Origin of the sequence: Streptomyces sp. NPDC002133 (assembly GCF_040296405.1) — a bacterium.
GTDB lineage: Bacteria > Actinomycetota > Actinomycetes > Streptomycetales > Streptomycetaceae > Streptomyces.
The window spans coordinates 84,715-104,371 of sequence record NZ_JBEOXF010000005.1; the positions used below are offsets into that span (position 1 = coordinate 84,715).

Here is a 19,657-nt window from a genome sequence, read left to right on the forward strand (position 1 = left end):
AGCATCGGGGCTCGGGACTTCACGCCCGTGCGGTGACCCGACTCCTGCCGGGGGCCCGGGGGTCGTCCCCCGGAAAACACAGCATCGGGGCCCGGGACTTCACGCCCGTGCGGTGACGAAAGCCAGGGGCCGGTCGCGGGGTGCGCGGCCGGCCCCTGATCGTCCGCTTCCGGTGCGTCAGCCGGCGAGCGTCGGGTAGTCGATGTAGCCCTTGTCGTCGCCGCCGAAGAAGGTGGCGGTGTCCGGGGTGTTGTACGGGCCCGCGGTCTTCAGCCGGGCCGGCAGGTCGGGGTTGGCCAGGAACAGCGCGCCGAAGGCGAGGATGTCCGCCGTGCCGTCCTCGATCAGCGGCAGCGCGCCGTGGTCCGTGAAGCCCTCGGTGGACGGGTTGAGCACGAACGTGCCGCTGAACTGCTTGCGCAGCGCCAGCGTCACGTCCCGGAGGCCGGGGACGTTCTCGGTGATGTGCAGGTAGCCCAGGCCCAGCGGCTCCAGCTGCTCGACCAGCGCGAGGTACGTGGCCTCGGTGTCGGTCTCGGCCATGTCGTTGTGCGCGTTCCCGGGCGAGAGGCGCAGACCGGTGCGGGAGGCGCCGATCTCCGCCGCGACGGCCTTGGTGACCTCGGCGGCGAAGCGGATGCGGTTCTCGACGGGGCCGCCCCACTCGTCGGTGCGCCGGTTGGTGCCGGCGGTGAGGAACTGGTGGATGAGGTAGCCGTTGGCGCCGTGCAGCTCGACGCCGTCGAAACCGGCCTCGATGGCGTTCCGGGCGGCCGAGGCGAAGTCGCCGATGGTGGCACGCACCTCGGCGCCGGTCAGCTCGCGCGGGGTGAGGAAGTCCTTGGGACCTTCGTGGGTGTACAGCTGGCCCTGGGGGGCCACAGCGGACGGCGCGACGCTGAGCAGTTCCTGGTCCGGCCAGAGCGCCGGGTGGCCGATCCGGCCGGCGTGCATGATCTGGGCGAAGATCCTGCCGCCGTTGGCGTGCACGGCGTCGGTGACCCTGCGCCAGGCGGCGACCTGCTCGGCGCTGTGCAGGCCCGGGGTGTCGGGGTAGCCCTGGCCGATCACCGAGGGCTGGATGCCCTCGGTGACGATCAGGCCGGCCGAGGCGCGCTGGGCGTAGTACTCCACGGTGGAGTCGGTCGGGGTCAGGCCCGGGCCGAAGGCGCGGCTGCGGGTCATGGGCGCCATGGCGATGCGGTTGGCGAGCCGCGTGCCGGACAGGTCGATCGGGTCGAAGGCGATGGTCATGAAGGCTCCCGGAACACATAAGATTGGTCGGCCAAGTAAAACGCGGGACCACTCTAGCCCATTCCTTGGCCGACCAAGATAATCTGGTTGCACGGAGATGTGGGAGCGTCGGAGTTGTCCGCGAACCCGCCGGAGGATTCCCGAGGAGGCCCGATGAGACCAGAGGCCGATCCCGTCTGTACCGACGACCGCCTGCCTGCCGCGGCCCGTGGCGGCCCGGTCAGCCACGCCGTCTCCCGGGTCGCCAGGCTCCACCGCACCGCGGCGGCCAGGCTGCTCAAGCAGGCGGGGCTCTACCCGGGCCAGGAGTTGGTGATGATGTACCTCTGGGAGGCCGGGCCGGTCCGGCAGTCGGAACTCATCAAGACCTGTGAGCTCGACCCGTCGACCGTCACCAAGATGCTCCAGCGCCTCGAACAGTCCGGGCACGTCCGGCGCTGCCCCGACCCGGCGGACCGGCGAGCCGTCCTCGTCGAGGCGACGGAGGGCAGCTGCGCGCTGCTCACCGAGGTGAGCAGCGCCTGGAGCGCGCTGGAGGAGCACACGCTCGCCGGTCTCGACCCGGCCGAGCGCGCCGAGCTGGCTCGGCTGCTGACCAAGGTCGAGCGGAACCTCTGCACCGAGACGGCGGCCTGCCCCGAACGGCCCACGGCGCAGGAGCCTCAGCCCGAGAGCGCGTCGAGCGCCCTGTCGACGTCCGCCTCGTCGTTGTAGAGGTGGAAGGAGGCCCGCAGATTGCCCGCGCGGGCCGAGACGACGATCCCGGCTCGCGCCAGTTCCGGCTGCCGGCCGCCGAGACCGGGAATGGCGACGATGCCGGAGTCCCCGGGAACGGGAGCGTGACCGAGCTCCGTCAGTCCCGACCTGAAGCGGGCCGCGAGGGCGGTGTTGTGGGCGTGGATGGCCTCGACGCCGATCTCCTCCAGCAGGGCCAGGGACTGCTCGGCCCCGTGGTACGCCAGGAAGGACGGCGGCTCGTCGTAGCGCCGCGCGGACGTGGCGAACTCCTCGACCGGCCCGTAGGTGCTCCCCCAGCGGTCCGCTGCCGCGAACCAGCCCGCATGCGCCGGAGTCAGCGATTCCTGCGCCTCCTCGGTGACGGTGAGGAATGACGTACCGCGCGGGCAGAGCAGGTACTTGAAGGCGCCGGTCACGGTGTAGTCGTACGCTCCCGCGTCGAGCGGGAGCCAGCCCGCCGACTGGCTGGCATCGAGGAGGACGCGGGCGCCGTGCGCCGCCGCCGCGGCCCGGACCGCCGCGAGATCCACGATGCGGCCGTCGGCCGACTGGACGGCGGACAGCCCGATCAGCGTGGTGCCGGGACGTACGGCGCCGGCGAGCGCGTCGAGCGGCGCGTACCGCACCTTCAGATCGCCGCGGACCGTGAAGGGGGTGATGACGGAGCTGAACTCGCCTTCGGGGAAGAGGACTTCCGCGCCCGGCGGCAGCGAGCCGGCGATCAGCGCGACATGCACGGCGACCGAGCCGCCGACGGCGACGCGCTCCGCCGGCACACCGGCCAGACGGGCGAAGGAGGCGCGGGCGGCCTCGATGGTCTCGAAGTCGCCCGCACCGTCCGGCCGCCCGTCGCCGTTCTCCTCGGCGAGTTCCTTGATCGCCTCGACCGTGCGGCGGGGCAGCACGCCGCAGCTGGAGGTGTTCAGATACGTCGACTTCGGCGCGAACTCTGCGCCTCCCGGAGTGTCCATACGACCACCCTGGAACCTCGCGAACCATCAGTCAATTGCGAGATTCTGCCGAATATCTCCAAGCATTTCTTATGAATGGGCTCCGGGCTGCGGAACCTCGCAGGCACCGTCGGGGCCGCAGGCCGCGGCATCCGCGTCCGCGCCGAGCGGGACGATGGCCCGGCCCTGCCAGGCCTGCTCCAGCGCCTGGGTGAAGACCTCGGCGGGCTGTCCGCCGGAGACCCCGTAGCGGCGGTCGATGACGAAGAACGGCACGGCGCTGGCACCGAGTTCGGCCGCCTCGCGCTCGTCCGCCCGTACCTCGTCGGCGTACGCGTCGTCATCGGCGAGGACCGCGCGGGCCTCGTCGGCGTCCAGGCCGGCCTCCACGGCGAGTTCGGCCAGCACCTCGAGGTCGAAGACGGACCGCTCGTCGCCGAAGTTCGCCCGGTAGGCAAGGTCGAGCAGCTCGTCATGGCGGCCACGGGCCCTGGCCAGGTGCAGGAGGCGGTGGATGTCGAAGGTGTTGCCGGTGTCCCGGCCCTCGGTGCGGTATGGAAGCCCCTCGGCGCGCGCGGTGGAGGCGACGTGCTCCTCCATGGCGCGGGCCTCGTCGACGGTGCGGCGGTACTTGCGCGTGATCATGTCGATCACGGGCCCGGTGTCGCCCTTGGCGAGCTGGGGGTCGAGCTCGAAGGAGCGGTGCACCACCTCGATCTCGTCGCGGTGGTCGAAGGCCGCGAGGCCCTTCTCGAAGCGGGCCTTGCCGATGTAGCACCAGGGGCAGGCGATGTCGCTCCAGATCTCGACGCGCATGTCTCCGCTCTCTCCAGTCGGTCCGGACGGCCTGTCCGGACGGCGTACGGGCACGGAGGGACCCTCCGCTCACGCCCTCAACGCGCGCGGGAGCCTGCTCATTCCGCGGCCACGCGGATCCGGCCTCGGATCGCGGTGCCGCTCGGCGAGGCGACGGCACCCCGAGCCGCTCGTGATCAGGAGCCGTCCCGCAGGCCCTCCGGCCAGGACTTCCGGTACTCGATCCGGTCGAAGCCGACGACGCACCCCTCGCCCACCGGGGACTGCGCCATGAAGCCGACGAGCGCCGCCCCGGCCTGCTCCTTCGTACCGAAGGTGAAGATGCGGACGAAGGTCCAGTGCTCGCCGTCCAGCGATGCGTGGAAGGCGAACGCGGCCCCGGTGCGGCTGATCCGCAGCCAGGCGCTGTCGCCGTCCACGACGAAGGAGTTGGCGTCGTCGGAGTGCCCCCGGGTGACGACCGTGCAGACGGTCGGCCTGTCCGGGGACAGCTCCAGGCAGAGCTTGGCCCATTCGCGCTCGGCGACGTGGAGGTAGAGCGCGCCTGCGTCGAAGGCGGCACCGAAGCCCACCTTCACTCGGGCGATCAGCTGGAAGTCCCCCTCCGGCGCGCCGAGGAGGCGGGGCGCGTCGGAGGCCGGGTCCAGGGCGTCACCGGTGGGCGGCACGAAGCGGTCCTGACGTGCGCCCGCCCAGCCGGTGAGCATGCCGGTCTCGTACGACCAGTCGGCGTCCGGTCCGTACGGACGTAGCGGGAAGGGGAGTTCGGGCAGAGTGATCTCGTCGGTCACCCGGTCAGCTTTCCAGACCCTCCGGGCGCCCGTCGACCCGGCGCGGGAGGCCGAGCGGGTTGTCGTCGCGGAGCTCGGGGGGGAGCAGCGAGGGCGGCGCCGACTGGTAGGTGACCGGGCGCAGCCAGCGCTCGATCGCCGTGGCACCGACCGATGTGGACGTGGAGGTGGTGGCCGGGTACGGGCCGCCGTGGTGCTGGGCGGGGGCTACGGCGACTCCGGTCGGCCAGCCGTTGACGAGGACGCGGCCCGCGAGGGGGGTGAGCGCCGCGAGGAGCCCGGCTGCCTCGGGGTCGTCGTCGACGGCGTGCAGGGTGGCGGTGAGATTGCCGGACAGCCGCGACAGTACGCCGGCGATCTCGTCCTGCGCCGCGTAGCGGGCGACGACGGTGACCGGCCCGAAGCACTCCTCCAGCAGGAGGTCGTGCGGGCCGTCGGCGGTCAGCCGCTGCGCCGGTACGGTCAGGAAGCCCGCGCTCACGGTGTGCGCTCCCCCGGCGCCGGGCGTGACGGGCGCCTCGACGCCGTCCAGCGCGGTGCGCTCGGCGACGCCCGCGACGAAGGCGTCGCGCATGCGGTGGTCGAGCATGATCCCGGGCTCGGTCTCGCTCACGGCGGCGCCGAGGGCCTTGAGCAGCCGGTCGCCCGCGTCGCCCGCCGGGGCCAGGACGAAGCCGGGCTTGGTGCAGAACTGGCCCTCGCCCAGGGTCACCGACCCGGCCAAACCGCTGCCGATCGCCTCCGCGCGCTCGGCGGCGGCGGCCTCGGTGATCACGACCGGGTTGAGGGAGCCGAGCTCGCCGTGGAACGGGATGGGTGCGGGTCGGGCGGCCGCCGCGTCGAAGAGGGCGCGCCCGCCGCGTACGGAACCGGTGAAACCGGCGGCGGCGACCAGCGGGTGGCGTACGAGTTCCACGCCAGCGTCGAAGCCGTGCACCAGGACCACGACGTCCTCCGGGAGCCCGACCTGGCGGGCTGCCCTGCGCAGCAGCGCCGCGCACAGCTCGGAGGTGGCCGGGTGGTCCGGGTGGGCCTTGACGACGACGGGGCAGCCGGCGGCGAGGGCGCTCGCGGTGTCGCCGCCCGGCACGGAGAAGGCGAGCGGGAAGTTGCTCGCGGAGTAGACGGCCACGACCCCGAGGGGGATCTTCCAGCGGCGCAGATCGGGCCACGGCGGCGTGCGGTCCGCGTCCGCGTGGTCGATCCGGATGTCGAGGAAGGCACCCTCGTCGACGACGTCGGCGAACGCCCGCAACTGGGCGGTGGTCCTCGCCAGTTCGCCGGTCAGCCGTGCAGGGCCCAGGGCGGTCTCGGCGTCGGCGGCCTCGATGACGTGCTCGCCCGCCTCGTCGAGGAGGCTGGCCGCGGTGCGCAGGAGGGCGGCCCGTACAGTGCGGTCGGCGAGCGCGGGGCGTGCGGCGTCCGCGGCCCGTACCGCACTGTCGACCTCGTCGGCCGTGGCCTCCACCGCAACCTGCTCACGCGGCTTCCCGGTTCGGGGGTCCACGCTCCAGACTGGTGCTGCTTCCACCACGGCTTCCTTCCCGGAATCGTTCGGTATTCTGAACGGAGTTCCTGATACTGAATGTACGGGGACTCTATTTCCGGGCGTTCTGCGCGGTCAAGGAGGACGAAGGGCCATGGCAGCTGTCGAGCAGGGTGGGGCACAGGTCAAGTCCGCGGTGCGGACCGTGGAATTGCTCGAATACTTCGCGGGTCGTCCCGGTATGCACTCGCTCGCCGCCGTCCAGGAGGCCGTCGGCTATCCCAAGTCCAGCCTCTACATGCTGCTGCGCACGCTCGTGGAGCTGGGCTGGGTCGAGACGGACGCCACGGGCACGCGGTACGGCATCGGCGTACGCGCCCTGCTCGTCGGCACGTCGTACATCGACGGCGACGAGGTCGTCGCGGCCGCCCGGCCCACCCTGGACCGGCTGTCGGACGACACCACCGAGACGATCCACCTGGCGCGCCTCGACGGGACGAACGTCGTCTACCTCGCCACCCGCCAGTCCCAGCACTATCTGCGCCCCTTCACCCGCGTCGGCCGCCGGCTGCCCGCCCACTCGACCTCGCTCGGCAAGGCGCTGCTCGCCACCCACAGCGACGAGCAGGTCCGCAAGATGCTTCCTGAGACGCTGCCGGCGCTCACCGAGCACACCATCACGGACCGGGAGCAGCTCATCGAGGAGCTGCGGCAGATCCGCGAGCAGGGCTACGCCGTGGACCGCGAGGAGAACACGCTGGGCCTGCGCTGCTTCGGCGTCGCGATCCCGTACCGCACCCCGGCGCGCGACGCCATCAGCTGCTCGGTGCCGGTGGCCCGGCTGACCCCGGCGCACGAGCAGATGATCAAGGATGCGCTGTTCGACGCCCGGGACCGGCTCACGCTGGCGACGCGGCGGCTGTGACCGCCCTCCGCCCTACGGCGGCGGAGCTTCATCACCAGGCAGGAGGCGCACCGGGCCGCAGCCCGGCCGCACGGCCGCTCCGGGCTCGGGGCTCCGGGCTCCGGGCTCCGGGCGCTCGGATGAGGATTTCCTGAGAAACCCGGCAGACCGGAACGGAACCGTCCAGGCCGCTCGTCCCTTCGTGGGATGAACAGGACAATCAGGCGCGCCGCGGTCCTCAGTCTGCTCCTGGTGCTCGCCCTGCTGGTGCGGGCCACCTGGCTGCAGGCGTACAGGGCCGAGGCCCTCGCGGACGACAAACACAACCGGCGGAACACCATCGCGCAGTACGCACAGCCGCTCGGCGACATCGTCGTGGCCGGGTCGCCGGTCACGGGCTCGAAGAGAACGGAAGGCAGCGATCTCGCGTACAAGCGGACCTACACGAACGGCGAGCTGTACGCACCCGTCACCGGCTTCAGCTCGCAGGCCTACGGCGCCACCCAGCTCGAGGGCATCTACGGCGACGTGCTCGACGGCACCGACAACCGTCTGAAGAGCCCGCTCGACGTGCTCACCGACAAGCAGGCCCAGCCCGGTGACGTCCTCACCACGATCGACCCGGCCGTGCAGAAGGCCGGTTTCGAGGCGCTCGGCGACAAGAAGGGTGCCGCGGTCGCGATCGACCCGAAGACCGGGCGGATCCTGGGGCTGGTGAGCACGCCGTCGTACGACCCCTCGACGATCAGCGGCACGACGGACGGCGACGCCTGGCAGGAGCTCACCGGCGACAAGGACCGGCCGATGCTGAACCGGGCGCTGCGGCAGCCACTGCCGCCGGGCTCGACGTTCAAGCTGGTGGTCGCGGCGGCGGCGCTCGAGGACGGGCTCCACTCCTCGGTGGACGAGCGGACGGACAGCCCGTCCCCGTACACGCTGCCGGACACCCGGACCGTGCTGGAGAACGAGAACAAGTCCGCGCCGTGCCAGAACGCGACGATCCGCACGGCGCTGCAGTACTCCTGCAACAACGTCTTCGGGAAGATGGCCGCCGACCTCGGGCAGGACAAGGTCCGGGCGATGGCGGAGAAGTTCGGCTTCAACGACAGCGAGCAGGACGTACCGGTGCGCGCCACGAAGAGCGTGTATCCGGCGGACATGGACAGCGCGCAGACCGCGCTGACCGGTATCGGCCAGTTCGATGTGACGGCGACTCCGCTGCAGATGGCAATGGTGTCCGCCACCCTGGCCAACGACGGTCTGCTGGCGTCGCCCCATATGGTCTCGAACGTGGTCGACGCGGACGGCGACACTCTGCAGAGCTACGAGGACGCCGGCTCCGAGCGGATCGTGTCCTCCGCCACGGCGGAGCAGCTGCGCAGCGCCATGGTCACGGTCGTGGAGGACGGCACGGGCGGCAACGCGCGGATCGACGGCGCCGAGGTGGGCGGCAAGACGGGCACGGCCCAGCACGGCGAGAACAACAGCAAGACGCCGTACGCCTGGTTCACGTCGTACGCCAAGGACGCGGAGACGGGCAAGGAGGTGGCGGTCGCGGTGATCGTCGAGGACTCGGGCGCGGCGCGCTCGGAGGTCAGCGGCAACGGGCTGGCGGCGCCGATCGCGGAGCGGATGATGAGGGCGGCGCTCAAGTAGCCCCCCGGTCGCGGGCCGGGGCGGGGCGCACGGTATGCAGAGGTCCTTCACGGGTGTTCACCCGTCAACTCCTTTTGCCTGCGGAGGACTTCTGTGCAAGCCCTGCCCCGATCCCTGTCCGGCTGGACCATGGCGGTGTTCGGCATCCTCGCCGCCGCCCTCGGCGTGGTGGGACTCATCGCCCCCGACGCCCTGCTCAGCCTCATGGGGTTCAAGCCCACACCCGACTCCGGCCGCGCGGATGGCGACCACACCCTGGTCTTTCTCACCGCGTCCTCGATGGCGGCGGTCAATATGGGCGTCTACTACATCCTGGCGTCCCTTGCCGACTGGAAGCCCTTCTTCCGCTGGACGGTCCCCTTCCGCCTGCTGACCTGCACGGTCTTCACCCTCGCCGTGATCGGCGGACGCGCCCCGTCCGGCTTCCTGGGCGTGGGCCTGTGGGAGGGCGTGGGCGCGCTGGTGACGGGCGTGGCGCTCCGGTACGAGGGCAGGGGTGCCCGGCGGCCCGCGTGACGCCGTCGGCCAGGGCCCCACGACGTCGAGGTGGTCGACGTCCCGCTCGGCCACCACGGGTTCGAGACGATCGACCACACCGATCAGGCACGCGACGCCGTGGACCGCGCGGTGCGGTCCGAGCTGGGGCACCTGCGGAGCTGAGGCGGCCCCAGCCCCGCGGATGCTCCCCGGCCGATGGCCGGGGCCTCATTTCCGGATACCGCTAGCCGATACCCAGCAGCTGCTCGATCGGGCCGATCGCGAAGTACACGACGAACAGCGCCGCCGTGCCCCACAGCAGCCAGTGCACCTCGCGCGCCTTGCCCTGCACCGTCTTCAGGACGACGTAGGCGAGGAACCCGGCGCCGATGCCGTTGGTGATGGAGTACGTGAACGGCATCACGACGATCGTCAGGAACGCCGGAATGGCGATCTCGTACCGCTCCCATTCGATGTGCCGGACCTGTGTCATCAGCAGGAAGCCGACCACGACCAGCGCGGGGGCCGCGGCCTGGGCGGGAACGACCGTGGCGAGGGGGGTGAGGAACAGGGCGAGGCCGAAGAGCGCGCCGGTGACCACGTTGGCGACGCCCGTGCGGGCGCCCTCGCCGACGCCGGCGGCCGACTCGATGTAGGACGTGGCCGAGGAGGCGGAGGCCGCGCCGCCCACGGCCGCGGCCGCGCCGTCGATGAGCAGCACCCGGCCCAGGTTCGGGACATCGCCGTTCTCGTCGAGCAGCCCGGCCTCGTTGGAGACGCCGACGACCGTGCCCATGGTGTCGAAGAAGTCGCTGAGGACGAGGGTGAAGACGAGCAGGACGATCGTGATGACGCTGACCTGCTCGAAGGCGCCGAAGAGGCTGAAGGAGCCGACGAGACCGAAGTCCGGTGCGGCCACGATGTCGCTGGGGACGCTGGGAACGGTCAGTCCCCAGGCGAGCGGGGCGATCTCGGCGATCGCGTCGATGACGATCGCGACGACCGTCATCGTGACGATCGAGATGAGGATCGCGCCACGCACCTTGCGCACCATCAGCGAGATGGTGAGCAGGACGCCCAGGCAGAAGACGAGCACCGGCCAGCCGGACAGGTGCCCCTCGGCGCCGAGTTGCACGGGAACGGTCCCGGTCTCGCCGGGGATGCGGGTCACGAAGCCCGCGTCGATGAAGCCGATGAAGGCGATGAAGAGTCCGATGCCGACGCTGATCGCCTGCTTCAGCTGCTGTGGGATGGCGTGCATGATGGCCTCGCGCAGCCCGGTGACCACCAGGACGCAGATGACGATGCCCTCGATGACCACGAGGCCCATCGCGTCGGGCCAGCTCATCAGCGGCGCGATCTGGTACGCGACGACGGCGTTGAGGCCGAGCCCGGCCGCGATGGCGAGCGGGAGGTTGCCACCGAGGCCCATGATCGCGGTCATCACGGCGGCCACGAGCGCGGTGACCGTCACGAGTTGGTGGGTGGAGAGTTGTGCGCCGAACTTGTCCTGGGCTCCGCCCAGGATGATCGGGTTGAGCACGAGAATGTAGGCCATCGTGAAGAACGTGGCGAAGCCGCCTCGTACCTCACGAGCGAGGGTCGACCCGCGTGCGCTGATCTTGAAGTAGCGGTCGACGGCAGGGGGCAGCGGCATGGGCTCTCCTCGCGGGTGACGGTGCGGCGGGTTCTGGTGGTGGCTGCATTGTTCCCACCGATGAGGCCCTTCAGGTCTTCTCCGCGTTACGTCGGCTGTGCAACGTCAGCCGTGCTACGTCGGCTGTACAACGTCAGTCGTGTTACGTCAGATCGGCCGCCGCTAAGGATCCGGCGCGCCGGAAAGTAGGTCACCTGCCCCATCCGGCCGGACCGCACCCGCTGCCACGATGCCCGGATGGGCAAGGTCATGGTCATCAGGGACCGCACCGCGGGGCTCTGTCTCGCCGGCATCGTCGCGTCCGGCTTCGGGACGACCGCGATGTGGCTGGTCTCCGGCATCTGGGTCAAGTCGCTGACCGGCTCGGACAGTCTCGCGGCGCTGACGGTCTTCGCCATGTGGGCGCCCTCGCTCGCCGGGCCGCTGCTCGGAACGGTCGCCGACCGGGTCCGCAGGCGGCCGCTGCTGGTCGCGGTGAACGTCACCCTGGCGCTGTTGCTCCCGTCGCTGCTGCTGCTCGACTCCGCGGACCGGGTGTGGCTGCTGTTCTGCGTCCTCGCGGTCTACGGAACGTGCGGCGTCGTCCAGGACGCGGCGGAGGCCGCCCTGCTCGCGGGCGCGGTCGACCAGCGGCTGCTCGGGGACTTCAACGGGCTGCGGATGACGGCGAACGAGAGCATGAAGCTCATCGCGCCGCCGGTCGCGGCCGGGCTCTTCGCCCGTTACGGCGGGGCGTCGGTGGCGTTGCTCGACGCGGCGACGTTCGCACTGGCAGCCGGGATCTTCGCGCTGCTGCGGGTACGGGAGGAGAAGCCGGCCCGGCCCGGGCGCGCGTGGGCGGGCACGGCGGAGGGGGCGCGCTTCCTGTGGCGCTCGCCGGTGCTGCGGCCGTTGGTGCTGGCCGGCGGCGCCACCATGCTGCTCGCCGGGCTGAACGGCGCGCTGCTGTTCGCGGTCGTCGACGAGGTGCTGGGGCATGCGCCCACGTTCGTGGGGGTGCTGTACGGGGTGCAGGGCGCCGGGTCCGTACTGACCGGGCTGCTCTCCGGGGCCCTGCTGCGGCGGCTGCCGGAACGGGTGTACGCGGCGGGCGGCATCGCACTGTTCGCCGTGGCGGTGGCGGGGCGGTCGATGCCGTACGACGCGGTGGCGCTGGTGTGCAGCGGGGCGGTCGGGTTCGGGCTGCCGTGTGTGCTGGTCGCGGCGATGACGGCGGTGCAGCGGGAGACACCGGACACGGTGCTCGGACGTACCGCCGCGACCGCCCAGACGCTCGTGTTCCTCCCGAACGCGGTCGCGCTGGCACTGGGCGCGGGGCTGGTCGCGGTGGTGGACGTCCGGGTCATGCTGACGGTCGTCGGAGCGCTGGGCGTGGCGACGGCCGTGGCGCTCGTGACGGTCAGGCGAGCTGTGCCAGCGCGTCCTTGACGGCCGCCAGGTCCTGGTCACCGGCCAGCCCCGCGTGGTACAGCCGCAGTTCGGTCGCCCCGAGGGATGCGGCGCGGGCGGCGTCGGCGGCGAGCGTGCCCGGGCTGCCGCCCATGCCGCCGACGACCGTGAAGTTGGCGGCGACGACGGACGTCTCCGAGGCGTGCCGGGCGAAGGGCGGCACCAGCTGCGCCCCGCCTGTACACGGCACGACCACGCCGTCGGCGAGGCCGAGGACGTGCGCGGGGTCGACCCCGGCGTTCGCCCCGCAGTGGTACGCCACAGGGTCCGCGTGCAGCAGCACCTGGAATCCCTCGGGCGCGGCGGCCCGTACCGCCGCGACGACCGCCTCCTGGAGGGTCCGCGCGGTCCGCGTACGGAACTCCAGGGTGACGGCGGTCGGTTCGGCGCCCAGCAGCTTCTCGACGGGGATGTCGGCGGGCGCGCTCCCCCGCCACACCGGTTCCAGCGCCTCGCGCACGCCCGCACTCAGCTCGTCCGGGTCCACGCCCTGCGCGGCGTACCCGTCCCGGCAAGCGGGGCAGAAGCACAGCGACATGGCGTACTGGGCGGCTTCGCCGAGCCCGACTCCGGCGGTCTTGTCGTGGGCGTGCAGATGGGCGAGCCCGTACCAGCCGCAGGACTCGAACTCGGTGCCGCGCGCCCCCGGCCGTACCGCCGCCTCGGCCGCGAGGTCGAGCAGATACGCGCGGACGGCGGGCTGGGCGATGCAGGGCGCCCAGGGGTATCGGTCGCCGTAGGCGTTGACGACGCAGGTGCCCGGATGCTCGGCGCCCAGGCGGGAGTTGTGGGCGAGGACGACCCAGGTGTGCACGTCGAGCCCGGCGGCCGCGAGGGCCTCGGCGGCCTGCCCGTACGCGTCGCCCGGCGCCCAGGCACCCGCCGCGTACGGACGCAGCGGGCGCCCCTCCCAGCGCTCCTCGTCAGGCGGGTAGAGCACCGAGGCGTGCTCGGCGGTGACGATGCGGTGGCGGGGGTGGCGCGGGGTCAGGGCGCGCGTGGAGTGGTAGGCGGAGGCGAGGGTGACCTGCCGGACGCCGAGGCCGGCGATCCGGGCTGGGGCGTCGGGGTCGCCGACGATGTCCCAGGGGTAGGCGAAGGCGCTCGCCCTCACTCGGCCGCTCCGTCCGCGAGGAGGGCGTAGCCGCGTTCGACGATGTCGGCGAGCTCCTTGATGTGGTCGGCGGTCGGCTCGCTGAGCGGGGGCCGCACCTCTCCGACGTCCTGTCCGCGCAGCCGCACCGCGGCCTTGACGAGCGAGACGGCGTATCCGTTGCGCCGGGCGCGGAGCTCGACGAGCGGGCGGTAGAAGCCGTCGAGGAGGCGTTCGACCGTCGCGTCGTCGCCGGTCGTCAGGGCACGGTGGAAGGCGAGCGCGATCTCGGGGGCGAAGCAGAAGACGGCGGAGGAGTAGAGGGTGATGCCGATGCCGCGGTAGGCGAGGCCGGTGAGTTCGGCGGTGGGCAGCCCGTTGAAGTAGAGGAAGTCGCGCCCCGGGGCTTCGGACCCGGCTGCCGTGGTGCGGACGGCGCTGACGATGCGCTGCATCAGATCGAGATCGCCGTACCCGTCCTTGAGGCCGATGATGCCGTCGACGGCGGCGAGCTCGACGACGGTCTCGGGTGTGAACACGGCGTTGTCGCGCTGATAGACGATGACGTCGAGCGCGGTGGCGGCGGCGAGCGCGGTGTAGTGGCGCAGCAGCCCTTCCTGGTCGGCGACGACGAGGTAGGGCGGCATGGCGAGGATCCCGTCGGCGCCCGCGTCCTCGGCGAGCTTCGCGTACCGGATCGCGAGGGCCGTGCCGTATCCGGCGCCCGCGACGACGGGGACCCGGCCGGCGGTCTCCTGGACGGCCGCGGCGACGCAGTCGCGGAACTCCTCCGGGGTGAGCGCATGGAACTCGCCGGTGCCGCAGCAGGCGAAGACGGCGGCGGCACCGGCCTCGACGCCGGAACGCACATGGGCGCGGAAGGCGTCGAGGTCGAGGGCGCCGTCAGGTCCGTACGCGGTGACGGGGAAGAACAGCGGCCCGTTGGCACGGGTCAGTCGGGCGGCGAGCGGGGCTGAGGACACGGGCGCTCCCTGGGCCGTGCACCGAGCGATCGGGGCTCGTGCATCAATCTGATTGATGTCTATATTTCTGAACGTCGCCACGCTATGGCAGCCGCAAGGGGGAGGTCAAGCCGGACGACCGCAACTCGAATGACGGAAAAACGCAACTGAGAGACGGAGTCCCGTCCCGGACGGAACACTTGACGGTGCGTGGAGCACGTCCCTAGCTTGTCCACGCATGTGAATGCCGTCTACGGATCAGACCGTGTCGCACGCCAGACCCGCATCGCGTCGAGGGGAACCACCCATGCCCGCACCCCGCACCGTCCTGCTCACCGGCGCAGCCGGGGGCCTCGGCACCCTGATGCGGGGTCTGCTGCCCGCATACGGCTACGAGCTCCGGCTCTTCGACATGACCCCCATCGAGGGGGAACGGGACGCGGTCACCGCCGACCTTGCCGACCGGGACGCGCTGCGCGAGGCCGTACGGGGCGTCGACGCGATCATCCATCTGGCAGGCATCTCGCTGGAAGCCCCCTTCGAGAAGATCCTCCGCACCAACATCGAAGGCACGTACAACCTGTACGAGGCGGCACGCGAGGCGGGCGTCAGGCGCGTCGTGTTCGCCTCCAGCAACCACGCCGTCGGCTTCACTCCGCGCCCGCGCGGAGACACACCCCTTGATGCGGGCGCGCTGATCCCGGTCGACACGCCCCACCGCCCGGACACGTACTACGGCCTGTCCAAGTGCTTCGGCGAGGACCTCGCCCAGCTCTACTGGGACCAGCACGGCATCGAGACCGTCTCGGTCCGGATCGGCTCCTGCTTCCTCGAGCCCAGCAGTGTGCGGATGCTGTCCGTCTGGCTGAGCCCGGGCGACGGCGCCCGCCTCTTCCACGCGGCGCTCACGGCGGAGGGCGTCGGCCACACGGTGGTCTACGGCTCCTCCGCCAACACACGGCTGTGGTGGGACCTCTCGACGGCGCGTGCGCTCGGGTACGAGCCGCAGGACGACTCCGAGCAGTTCACGGAGAAGCTCGTCGCCGAACAGGGTGAGCTCGACCCGGACAACCCGGACCACACATATCTGGGCGGGCACTTCGTGACGAACCCGCCTCGCTGGCCTCACTGAGGCGATATTCGGGTGCCGCGCACCGGCAGACGGGGCAGTATGCGGGCCATGCCAGGACCTTCAGGTTTCCGCTACGTCCGTCACGGCGACGGCAGCGTCGTCCTCACCCACCACGGCCGGGCCGCGGGCACCCTGCGCGCCGCCCGCGCGGAGAAGTTCCTTGCCGAGGTGGAGTCGGGGGACGAGCAGCTGGTGATGGCCCGCTGGACCGGTGCCTACCGCTTCGGGAACGAGCGGACGGCCCGTCGGCACCCGAGGAACCAGGACCGATTCGGCCGAAGGTAAGGGAACGGCAAAGCGGTGTCGCTCGTTACCTCTGGCATGACAGCTATGACCCCCGGCTCGAACATCCCCCTGACCACCGCACGCGTGGCGGTGGACGTCGCCGCTCCGGTGCGGCTCGACGTATCGGGCCTGCTGCTCACGGCCGACGGCAAAGTGCGCTCCGACGACGATTTCATCTTCTACAACCAGCCGGCGGGCCCCGGCGTGACCCACCGCTCCGGCGGTGGCGCGGCGCCCGACGCGATCATCGTGGACACCGCGTCCGTCCCGCCCGGGATCGAGAAGATCGTGGTCACGGCGAGCCCGGATGCCGCAGGCCAGACCTTCCAGGGCATCGAGCCCACGGCCACGATCCGCAACGCCGACGACAGCTCGGTGCTGGCGACCTTCACCCCGCCCCGGCTGGGCGCGGAGACGGCGCTGGTGATCGTGGAGATCTATCTGCGCAACGGCGCGTGGAAGGCCCGCGCGGTCGGCCAGGGGTACGCGAACGGGCTGGCGGGCATCGCCACCGACTTCGGCGTCTCGGTCGAGGAGGAGCCGGCCGCGGCCCCCGCACCGGCGGTCGCTCCGGCACCCGCCGCCCAGGCACCCGCAGCCCCCGCCGCACCGGCACCCGCCGCCCAGGCACCCGCAGCCCCCGCCGCACCGGCAGCTGCACCGGCACCCGCCCCCGCGCCCGGCGCCGGAAAGATCAACCTGGACAAGGGCCGCGTCAGCCTCCAGAAGAACCAGACCGTCTCCCTGGTCAAGGGCGGCCGCCCGCTGCTCTCCCAGGTCAAGATGGGCCTCGGCTGGGAGCCCGCGTTCCGCGGCAAGGACATCGACCTGGACGCGTCCGTGATCGCGTACGGTCCGCAGCGCAACCACCTGGACAGCTGCTACTTCGGCAAGCTGTCCATCCTGAACGGTGCGATCAAGCACTCCGGCGACAACCTCACCGGCGAGGGCGCGGGCGACGACGAGGTGATCGTCGTGGACCTGGGCCGTATCCCGGCCGACGCGACGGGCCTGGTCTTCACGGTCAACTCCTTCACCGGCCAGAAGTTCACCGAGGTCGCGAAGGCGTACTGCCGGCTGATGGACGCCGCGACGGGCGAGGAGCTGGTGCGCTTCGACCTGACCGGCGCGGAGCCGCAGACCGGCGTCATGATGGCCAAGCTCATCCGCCAGTTCTCCGGCGAGTGGGAGATGACCGCGATGGGCGAGTTCGTGAAGTCCCGCACGGTCCGCGGCATGGTCAAGCCCGCGGCCAAGGCGCTCTGAGGCGCCACCAACGGTGCCCTGACCGGTCTGGCCGTCCGGACCGGGCCCTGGGGTCGTCGCGCATGTGCGGCGGCCCCAGGACCGGCCCTGTCAGAGTTTGGCCAGTTTGGTGAAGGGGCTCAGGATCCTTCCCTGTCGCCCGGCGAAGTCGATGAGGACGGCGTCTGCGCCCTCGACTGCGATGACTCTTCCGAGTCCGAACTGATCATGCGAAACCCGGTCTCCGACCTCGAACTGCTCGATCGGAGGGCTGACCGGGGTGGGGCGGTTGAAGGGACTGGAGGGCAGATGGCGCCGGGATCCGGCTGACTTTGTCATTACCCGAAGTATGCGCCCTCCGGCCGCCACCGGTCCAAGCCCGCGGCCCAGGCGCTCTGACTTCGTCCTGGTGCCGTCGTCGGTACGGCGGCACCAGGACTGCGACGTGCCTCACAGTGCTTCGTCAGAAATGTCCCCGCAACGCTCGAGGACCGCTCGTGCGAACTCCAGCAGATCACTCGCCCTCTGGCCACTGGGCTGCATCGATGTCCAGAGCTCGAGATTCTCAGGCCGATCGTCGTCCCGGATGCCGTTCTTGTGAGGGACACTCTCGGTTCTTGACGCAAGCGGACGCCCCAGGATCTGCTCCCTCACAAGGCGGTGCTCAGGCACGCGTTTGCCGTTCCGCCAGAAGATCCGGTACCCGTTCTGCAACGTGCCGCGTGCCTCGAAGCCTTCGAGGGTTTTTCAGCGGGCCCGCTTCCACGGGCCCGTGATGGCGAGCATGATCCCAGGAGTCTGGATGCTGGCGAACAGCGTCCGGCCGTCGGGCGAGAAGACGACTCCGGCGAACTCGCTGTATTCCGGCTCCTCCTCGGTGCCGAGATTCAGCTCGTTGCGGGCGATCGGGTACGTACGCCCGCGCTCGGTCGCGCCGAAGAGGTGCTGGACGCCCTCCCCGTCCTCGGCGATGATCAGGCCGCCGTAGGGCGAGACGGTGATGTTGTCGGGGCCGTCGTACGCGCCGTCCTTCGACGGGTCCGCGTTGACACCGAGCAGCACCTTGAGGGTCAGGGTCCGGCGCCGCGGGTCGTAGAACCAGACCTGGCCGTCGTGCGCCTGCCCCGGACTCTCCTCGCGGGCGTACGAGGAGACGAGGTACGCGCCGCCGTCCGCCCACCACATGCCTTCGAGCTTGCGGGCCCGGGTGACCCCGGCATCGCCGAACTGCTTGCGCACCGGCACGGTCTTCGCGTCACGGTCCGGGACGTCGACCCAGTCCACGCCGTACACCGTGCCGGTCTTCGTGGCGCGCGACAGATCGTCGACGAAACGGCCGCCCGCGTCGTAGCACTTGGGCGCCTGGAGCCTGCCGGCGTCCTCGGGAATGTGGCGCAGCCGGCCACGGCCGTGCTGGAAGCCGGTCGGCGGGACCCAGCGGTAGAAGAGGCCGTTGGGCCCTGAGGCGTCCTCGGTGAGGTAGGCGTGGCCGCGCTTGGTGTCGATGACGACGGCCTCGTGCTCGTAGCGGCCGAAGGCCTTGATCGGCAGCGGGTGGCGGTTGGCACGGCGGTCGTAGGGGTCGACCTCGAAGACGTAGCCGTGGTCCTTGGTCATGCCGTTCTCGCCGGCGCGGTCGGCGGTCTCCTCGCAGGTGAGCCAGGTCCCCCACGGGGTACGGCCGCCCGCGCAGTTCTGCGAGGTGCCGGAGATGCCGACCCACTCGGCCGTGCGGCCGTCGCGGTGGACCTCGACGACGGTGCAGCCTCCGGCCGCGGTCGGGTCGTAGACGAGGCCGTCGGCGAGCGGGACGGGGTACTCGTAGTTCGTGCGCGGGCCCTTGAGCTCGTGGTTGTTGACGAGGAGGGTGACGCCGCGGGGGCCCTCGAAGGTGGCCGTGCCGTCGTGCTTGGCGGGGGTGAACTCGCCCGACTCCAGCTTGGTGACACCGCTGTGGGTGACGATGCGGTACGAGAACCCGGCGGGGAGGGCGAGGATGCCCTTCGGGTCGGAAATCAGGGGGCCGTAGCCCGGGCCGTGGGTGTCGCCGTGGCCGTCGCCGTGGCCGTCGCCGCGGGTCACCTCCGCGGCCGTCCCCTCGGCGTTGTCCTCGGCGGCGAGTGCGCCGGGTGCGGTGGCGAGTGCGCCGACGGCACCGGTGAGGGCGACTCCCGCGCCGGTGAGCGCGGACTGTCGGGTGAATTCCCTGCGGCTGAGCGGCATCGCGGTCTCCTGCGGGAAGGTGGTGGCATGGTGCCTGGAGGTCGGGCGGTGCGGCGGTGCGGGTCCTGCGGTCTGCGGTCTGCGGTCTGCGGTCTGCGGTCTGCGGTCTGCGGTCTGCGGGGCAACGCTCCCGCTCACGCCTGAACGCCGGTTGAACACCGCGAGACATCACACAGCACCCACAGACCCGCTTCCATGAACCCGCCCACCCGGGCTCCTTGCGAGCCCGTCCGGCGTTGGAGGACGGGCATCCGGGCCGACCGGACGCTACCGGTGAGCGACCGGGTGTGTGGGGTCTTGCCCTCATTCCGTGAGCAGGCGACCACCTGCGCCGGCCGTGCCAGGCGCCCGATGGAAGCGCGGACCGGGAGGAGCTCCCGCCCGCCACGGGGTCCGGGGCGAGTGCGGCAAGACAAAGCCTCACCGGCGGGCCTCGCGCCGCAGGCCGCAGGAAGTCCCCACACGACCGGGGCGGCGCGCCGCAGGGCCTGGGGAAGTCCGCAACGGGGGTCCGGGACCCGGCCCCGGACCGGGGGCCC

Annotated in this window: 19 protein-coding genes; 8 read left to right on the forward strand and 11 right to left on the reverse strand. The window is 71.5% G+C overall.

Translation table 11 applies throughout. From position 1 onward, the window contains the following. Nucleotides 1-177 precede the first annotated feature (177 nt). Complete coding sequence (locus ABT078_RS08525; RefSeq protein WP_351225240.1) at nt 178-1,254, reverse strand: alkene reductase; 1,077 nt, start codon at nt 1,252-1,254, stop codon at nt 178-180. A 153-nt stretch (nt 1,255-1,407) separates the two neighbouring features. On the opposite strand from ABT078_RS08525, the gene ABT078_RS08530 reads away from it, so the two are divergent. Continuing rightward, nucleotides 1,408-1,968, forward strand: coding sequence for a MarR family winged helix-turn-helix transcriptional regulator (locus ABT078_RS08530; protein ID WP_351225242.1), 561 nt, complete (start codon nt 1,408-1,410; stop codon nt 1,966-1,968). Here ABT078_RS08530 and ABT078_RS08535 read toward each other — a convergent pair. The 4 genes from ABT078_RS08535 to ABT078_RS08550 form a co-directional block, all read right to left on the reverse strand. After that, nucleotides 1,917-2,963 carry an aminotransferase class V-fold PLP-dependent enzyme gene (locus ABT078_RS08535; protein ID WP_351225244.1) on the reverse strand — a complete coding sequence of 349 codons (1,047 nt, stop codon included), beginning with the start codon at nt 2,961-2,963 and terminating at the stop codon, nt 1,917-1,919. The genes ABT078_RS08530 and ABT078_RS08535 overlap by 52 nt on opposite strands. Before the next feature lie 69 nt (nt 2,964-3,032). After that, entirely contained in the window at nt 3,033-3,758 is a 726-nt protein-coding gene (locus ABT078_RS08540; RefSeq protein ID WP_351225246.1) for a DsbA family oxidoreductase, read from the reverse strand. A gap of 176 nt (nt 3,759-3,934) precedes the next feature. Continuing rightward, complete coding sequence (locus ABT078_RS08545) at nt 3,935-4,549, reverse strand: DUF1349 domain-containing protein (protein WP_351225248.1); 615 nt, start codon at nt 4,547-4,549, stop codon at nt 3,935-3,937. A 4-nt stretch (nt 4,550-4,553) separates the two neighbouring features. Continuing rightward, the gene (locus tag ABT078_RS08550) at nt 4,554-6,080 is read right to left on the reverse strand and encodes an aldehyde dehydrogenase (NADP(+)) (RefSeq protein WP_351225250.1); all 1,527 of its coding nucleotides are present in this window, start codon (nt 6,078-6,080) and stop codon (nt 4,554-4,556) included. 109 nt (nt 6,081-6,189) lie between these two features. On the opposite strand from ABT078_RS08550, the gene ABT078_RS08555 reads away from it, so the two are divergent. From ABT078_RS08555 to ABT078_RS08565, 3 genes are all read left to right on the forward strand, one after another. Beyond that, on the forward strand, nt 6,190-6,960 hold the full coding sequence (locus ABT078_RS08555) for an IclR family transcriptional regulator (RefSeq protein ID WP_351225252.1): 771 nt from the start codon (nt 6,190-6,192) through the stop codon (nt 6,958-6,960). A gap of 186 nt (nt 6,961-7,146) precedes the next feature. Further along, a complete protein-coding gene (locus tag ABT078_RS08560) occupies nt 7,147-8,595 on the forward strand; it encodes a peptidoglycan D,D-transpeptidase FtsI family protein (protein ID WP_351225254.1) in 1,449 nt (482 codons plus the stop codon). A gap of 129 nt (nt 8,596-8,724) precedes the next feature. Beyond that, nucleotides 8,725-9,111, forward strand: coding sequence for a hypothetical protein (locus ABT078_RS08565; protein WP_351225600.1), 387 nt, complete (start codon nt 8,725-8,727; stop codon nt 9,109-9,111). A 205-nt stretch (nt 9,112-9,316) separates the two neighbouring features. On the opposite strand, the gene ABT078_RS08570 is transcribed toward ABT078_RS08565, so the two are convergent. Further along, a complete protein-coding gene (locus tag ABT078_RS08570; protein WP_351225256.1) occupies nt 9,317-10,729 on the reverse strand; it encodes an NCS2 family permease in 1,413 nt (470 codons plus the stop codon). A gap of 237 nt (nt 10,730-10,966) precedes the next feature. On the opposite strand from ABT078_RS08570, the gene ABT078_RS08575 reads away from it, so the two are divergent. Beyond that, nucleotides 10,967-12,157: an MFS transporter gene (locus tag ABT078_RS08575; protein ID WP_351225258.1), complete on the forward strand. Its 1,191-nt coding sequence runs from the start codon at nt 10,967-10,969 to the stop codon at nt 12,155-12,157. Here the strand turns inward: ABT078_RS08575 and ABT078_RS08580 are convergent. Together ABT078_RS08580 and ABT078_RS08585 are read right to left on the reverse strand one after the other, a co-directional pair. Beyond that, on the reverse strand, nt 12,129-13,292 hold the full coding sequence (locus ABT078_RS08580) for a hypothetical protein (RefSeq protein WP_351225260.1): 1,164 nt from the start codon (nt 13,290-13,292) through the stop codon (nt 12,129-12,131). The genes ABT078_RS08575 and ABT078_RS08580 overlap by 29 nt on opposite strands. Beyond that, a complete protein-coding gene (locus ABT078_RS08585; RefSeq protein WP_351225262.1) occupies nt 13,289-14,254 on the reverse strand; it encodes a 5-dehydro-4-deoxyglucarate dehydratase in 966 nt (321 codons plus the stop codon). The genes ABT078_RS08580 and ABT078_RS08585 overlap by 4 nt, the downstream gene beginning before the upstream one ends. Nucleotides 14,255-14,540: 286 nt before the next feature. On the opposite strand from ABT078_RS08585, the gene ABT078_RS08590 reads away from it, so the two are divergent. Genes ABT078_RS08590 through ABT078_RS08600 form a run of 3 tightly spaced genes read left to right on the forward strand, consistent with a single transcriptional unit; the run spans nt 14,541 to nt 16,916 of the window. Beyond that, nucleotides 14,541-15,365 (forward strand): NAD-dependent epimerase/dehydratase family protein, encoded by an 825-nt coding sequence (locus ABT078_RS08590; protein WP_351225264.1) that lies wholly within the window; start codon nt 14,541-14,543, stop codon nt 15,363-15,365. Between the two features lie 48 nt (nt 15,366-15,413). Further along, nucleotides 15,414-15,650, forward strand: coding sequence for a hypothetical protein (locus tag ABT078_RS08595; protein WP_351225266.1), 237 nt, complete (start codon nt 15,414-15,416; stop codon nt 15,648-15,650). Nucleotides 15,651-15,686: 36 nt separating this feature from the next. Further along, nucleotides 15,687-16,916: a TerD family protein gene (locus ABT078_RS08600; protein ID WP_351225268.1), complete on the forward strand. Its 1,230-nt coding sequence runs from the start codon at nt 15,687-15,689 to the stop codon at nt 16,914-16,916. A gap of 90 nt (nt 16,917-17,006) precedes the next feature. Here the strand turns inward: ABT078_RS08600 and ABT078_RS08605 are convergent, their stop codons facing one another. The 3 genes from ABT078_RS08605 to ABT078_RS08615 form a co-directional block, all read right to left on the reverse strand. Next, nucleotides 17,007-17,234, reverse strand: coding sequence for a hypothetical protein (locus tag ABT078_RS08605; protein WP_351225270.1), 228 nt, complete (start codon nt 17,232-17,234; stop codon nt 17,007-17,009). A 111-nt stretch (nt 17,235-17,345) separates the two neighbouring features. Next, nucleotides 17,346-17,567, reverse strand: coding sequence for an HNH endonuclease (locus ABT078_RS08610; RefSeq protein ID WP_351225602.1), 222 nt, complete (start codon nt 17,565-17,567; stop codon nt 17,346-17,348). A gap of 75 nt (nt 17,568-17,642) precedes the next feature. After that, nucleotides 17,643-19,118 (reverse strand): alkaline phosphatase PhoX, encoded by a 1,476-nt coding sequence (locus ABT078_RS08615; RefSeq protein ID WP_351225272.1) that lies wholly within the window; start codon nt 19,116-19,118, stop codon nt 17,643-17,645. Between the last annotated feature and the right edge of the window lie 539 nt (nt 19,119-19,657).

Bases quoted from the DNA above. Each gene is read 5' to 3' on its own strand.
- ABT078_RS08570 (WP_351225256.1), bottom strand. From the start codon at position 10,729: ATGCCGCTGCCCCCTGCCGTCGACCGCTACTTCAAGATCAGCGCACGC.
- ABT078_RS08615 (WP_351225272.1), bottom strand. From the start codon at position 19,118: ATGCCGCTCAGCCGCAGGGAATTCACCCGACAGTCCGCGCTCACCGGC.
- ABT078_RS08535 (WP_351225244.1), bottom strand. From the start codon at position 2,963: ATGGACACTCCGGGAGGCGCAGAGTTCGCGCCGAAGTCGACGTATCTG.
- ABT078_RS08595 (WP_351225266.1), top strand. From the start codon at position 15,414: ATGCCAGGACCTTCAGGTTTCCGCTACGTCCGTCACGGCGACGGCAGC.
- ABT078_RS08540 (WP_351225246.1), bottom strand. From the start codon at position 3,758: ATGCGCGTCGAGATCTGGAGCGACATCGCCTGCCCCTGGTGCTACATC.
- ABT078_RS08600 (WP_351225268.1), top strand. From the start codon at position 15,687: ATGACAGCTATGACCCCCGGCTCGAACATCCCCCTGACCACCGCACGC.
- ABT078_RS08525 (WP_351225240.1), bottom strand. From the start codon at position 1,254: ATGACCATCGCCTTCGACCCGATCGACCTGTCCGGCACGCGGCTCGCC.
- ABT078_RS08590 (WP_351225264.1), top strand. From the start codon at position 14,541: ATGCCCGCACCCCGCACCGTCCTGCTCACCGGCGCAGCCGGGGGCCTC.
- ABT078_RS08530 (WP_351225242.1), top strand. From the start codon at position 1,408: ATGAGACCAGAGGCCGATCCCGTCTGTACCGACGACCGCCTGCCTGCC.
- ABT078_RS08560 (WP_351225254.1), top strand. From the start codon at position 7,147: ATGAACAGGACAATCAGGCGCGCCGCGGTCCTCAGTCTGCTCCTGGTG.
- ABT078_RS08605 (WP_351225270.1), bottom strand. From the start codon at position 17,234: ATGACAAAGTCAGCCGGATCCCGGCGCCATCTGCCCTCCAGTCCCTTC.
- ABT078_RS08565 (WP_351225600.1), top strand. From the start codon at position 8,725: ATGGCGGTGTTCGGCATCCTCGCCGCCGCCCTCGGCGTGGTGGGACTC.
- ABT078_RS08575 (WP_351225258.1), top strand. From the start codon at position 10,967: ATGGGCAAGGTCATGGTCATCAGGGACCGCACCGCGGGGCTCTGTCTC.
- ABT078_RS08555 (WP_351225252.1), top strand. From the start codon at position 6,190: ATGGCAGCTGTCGAGCAGGGTGGGGCACAGGTCAAGTCCGCGGTGCGG.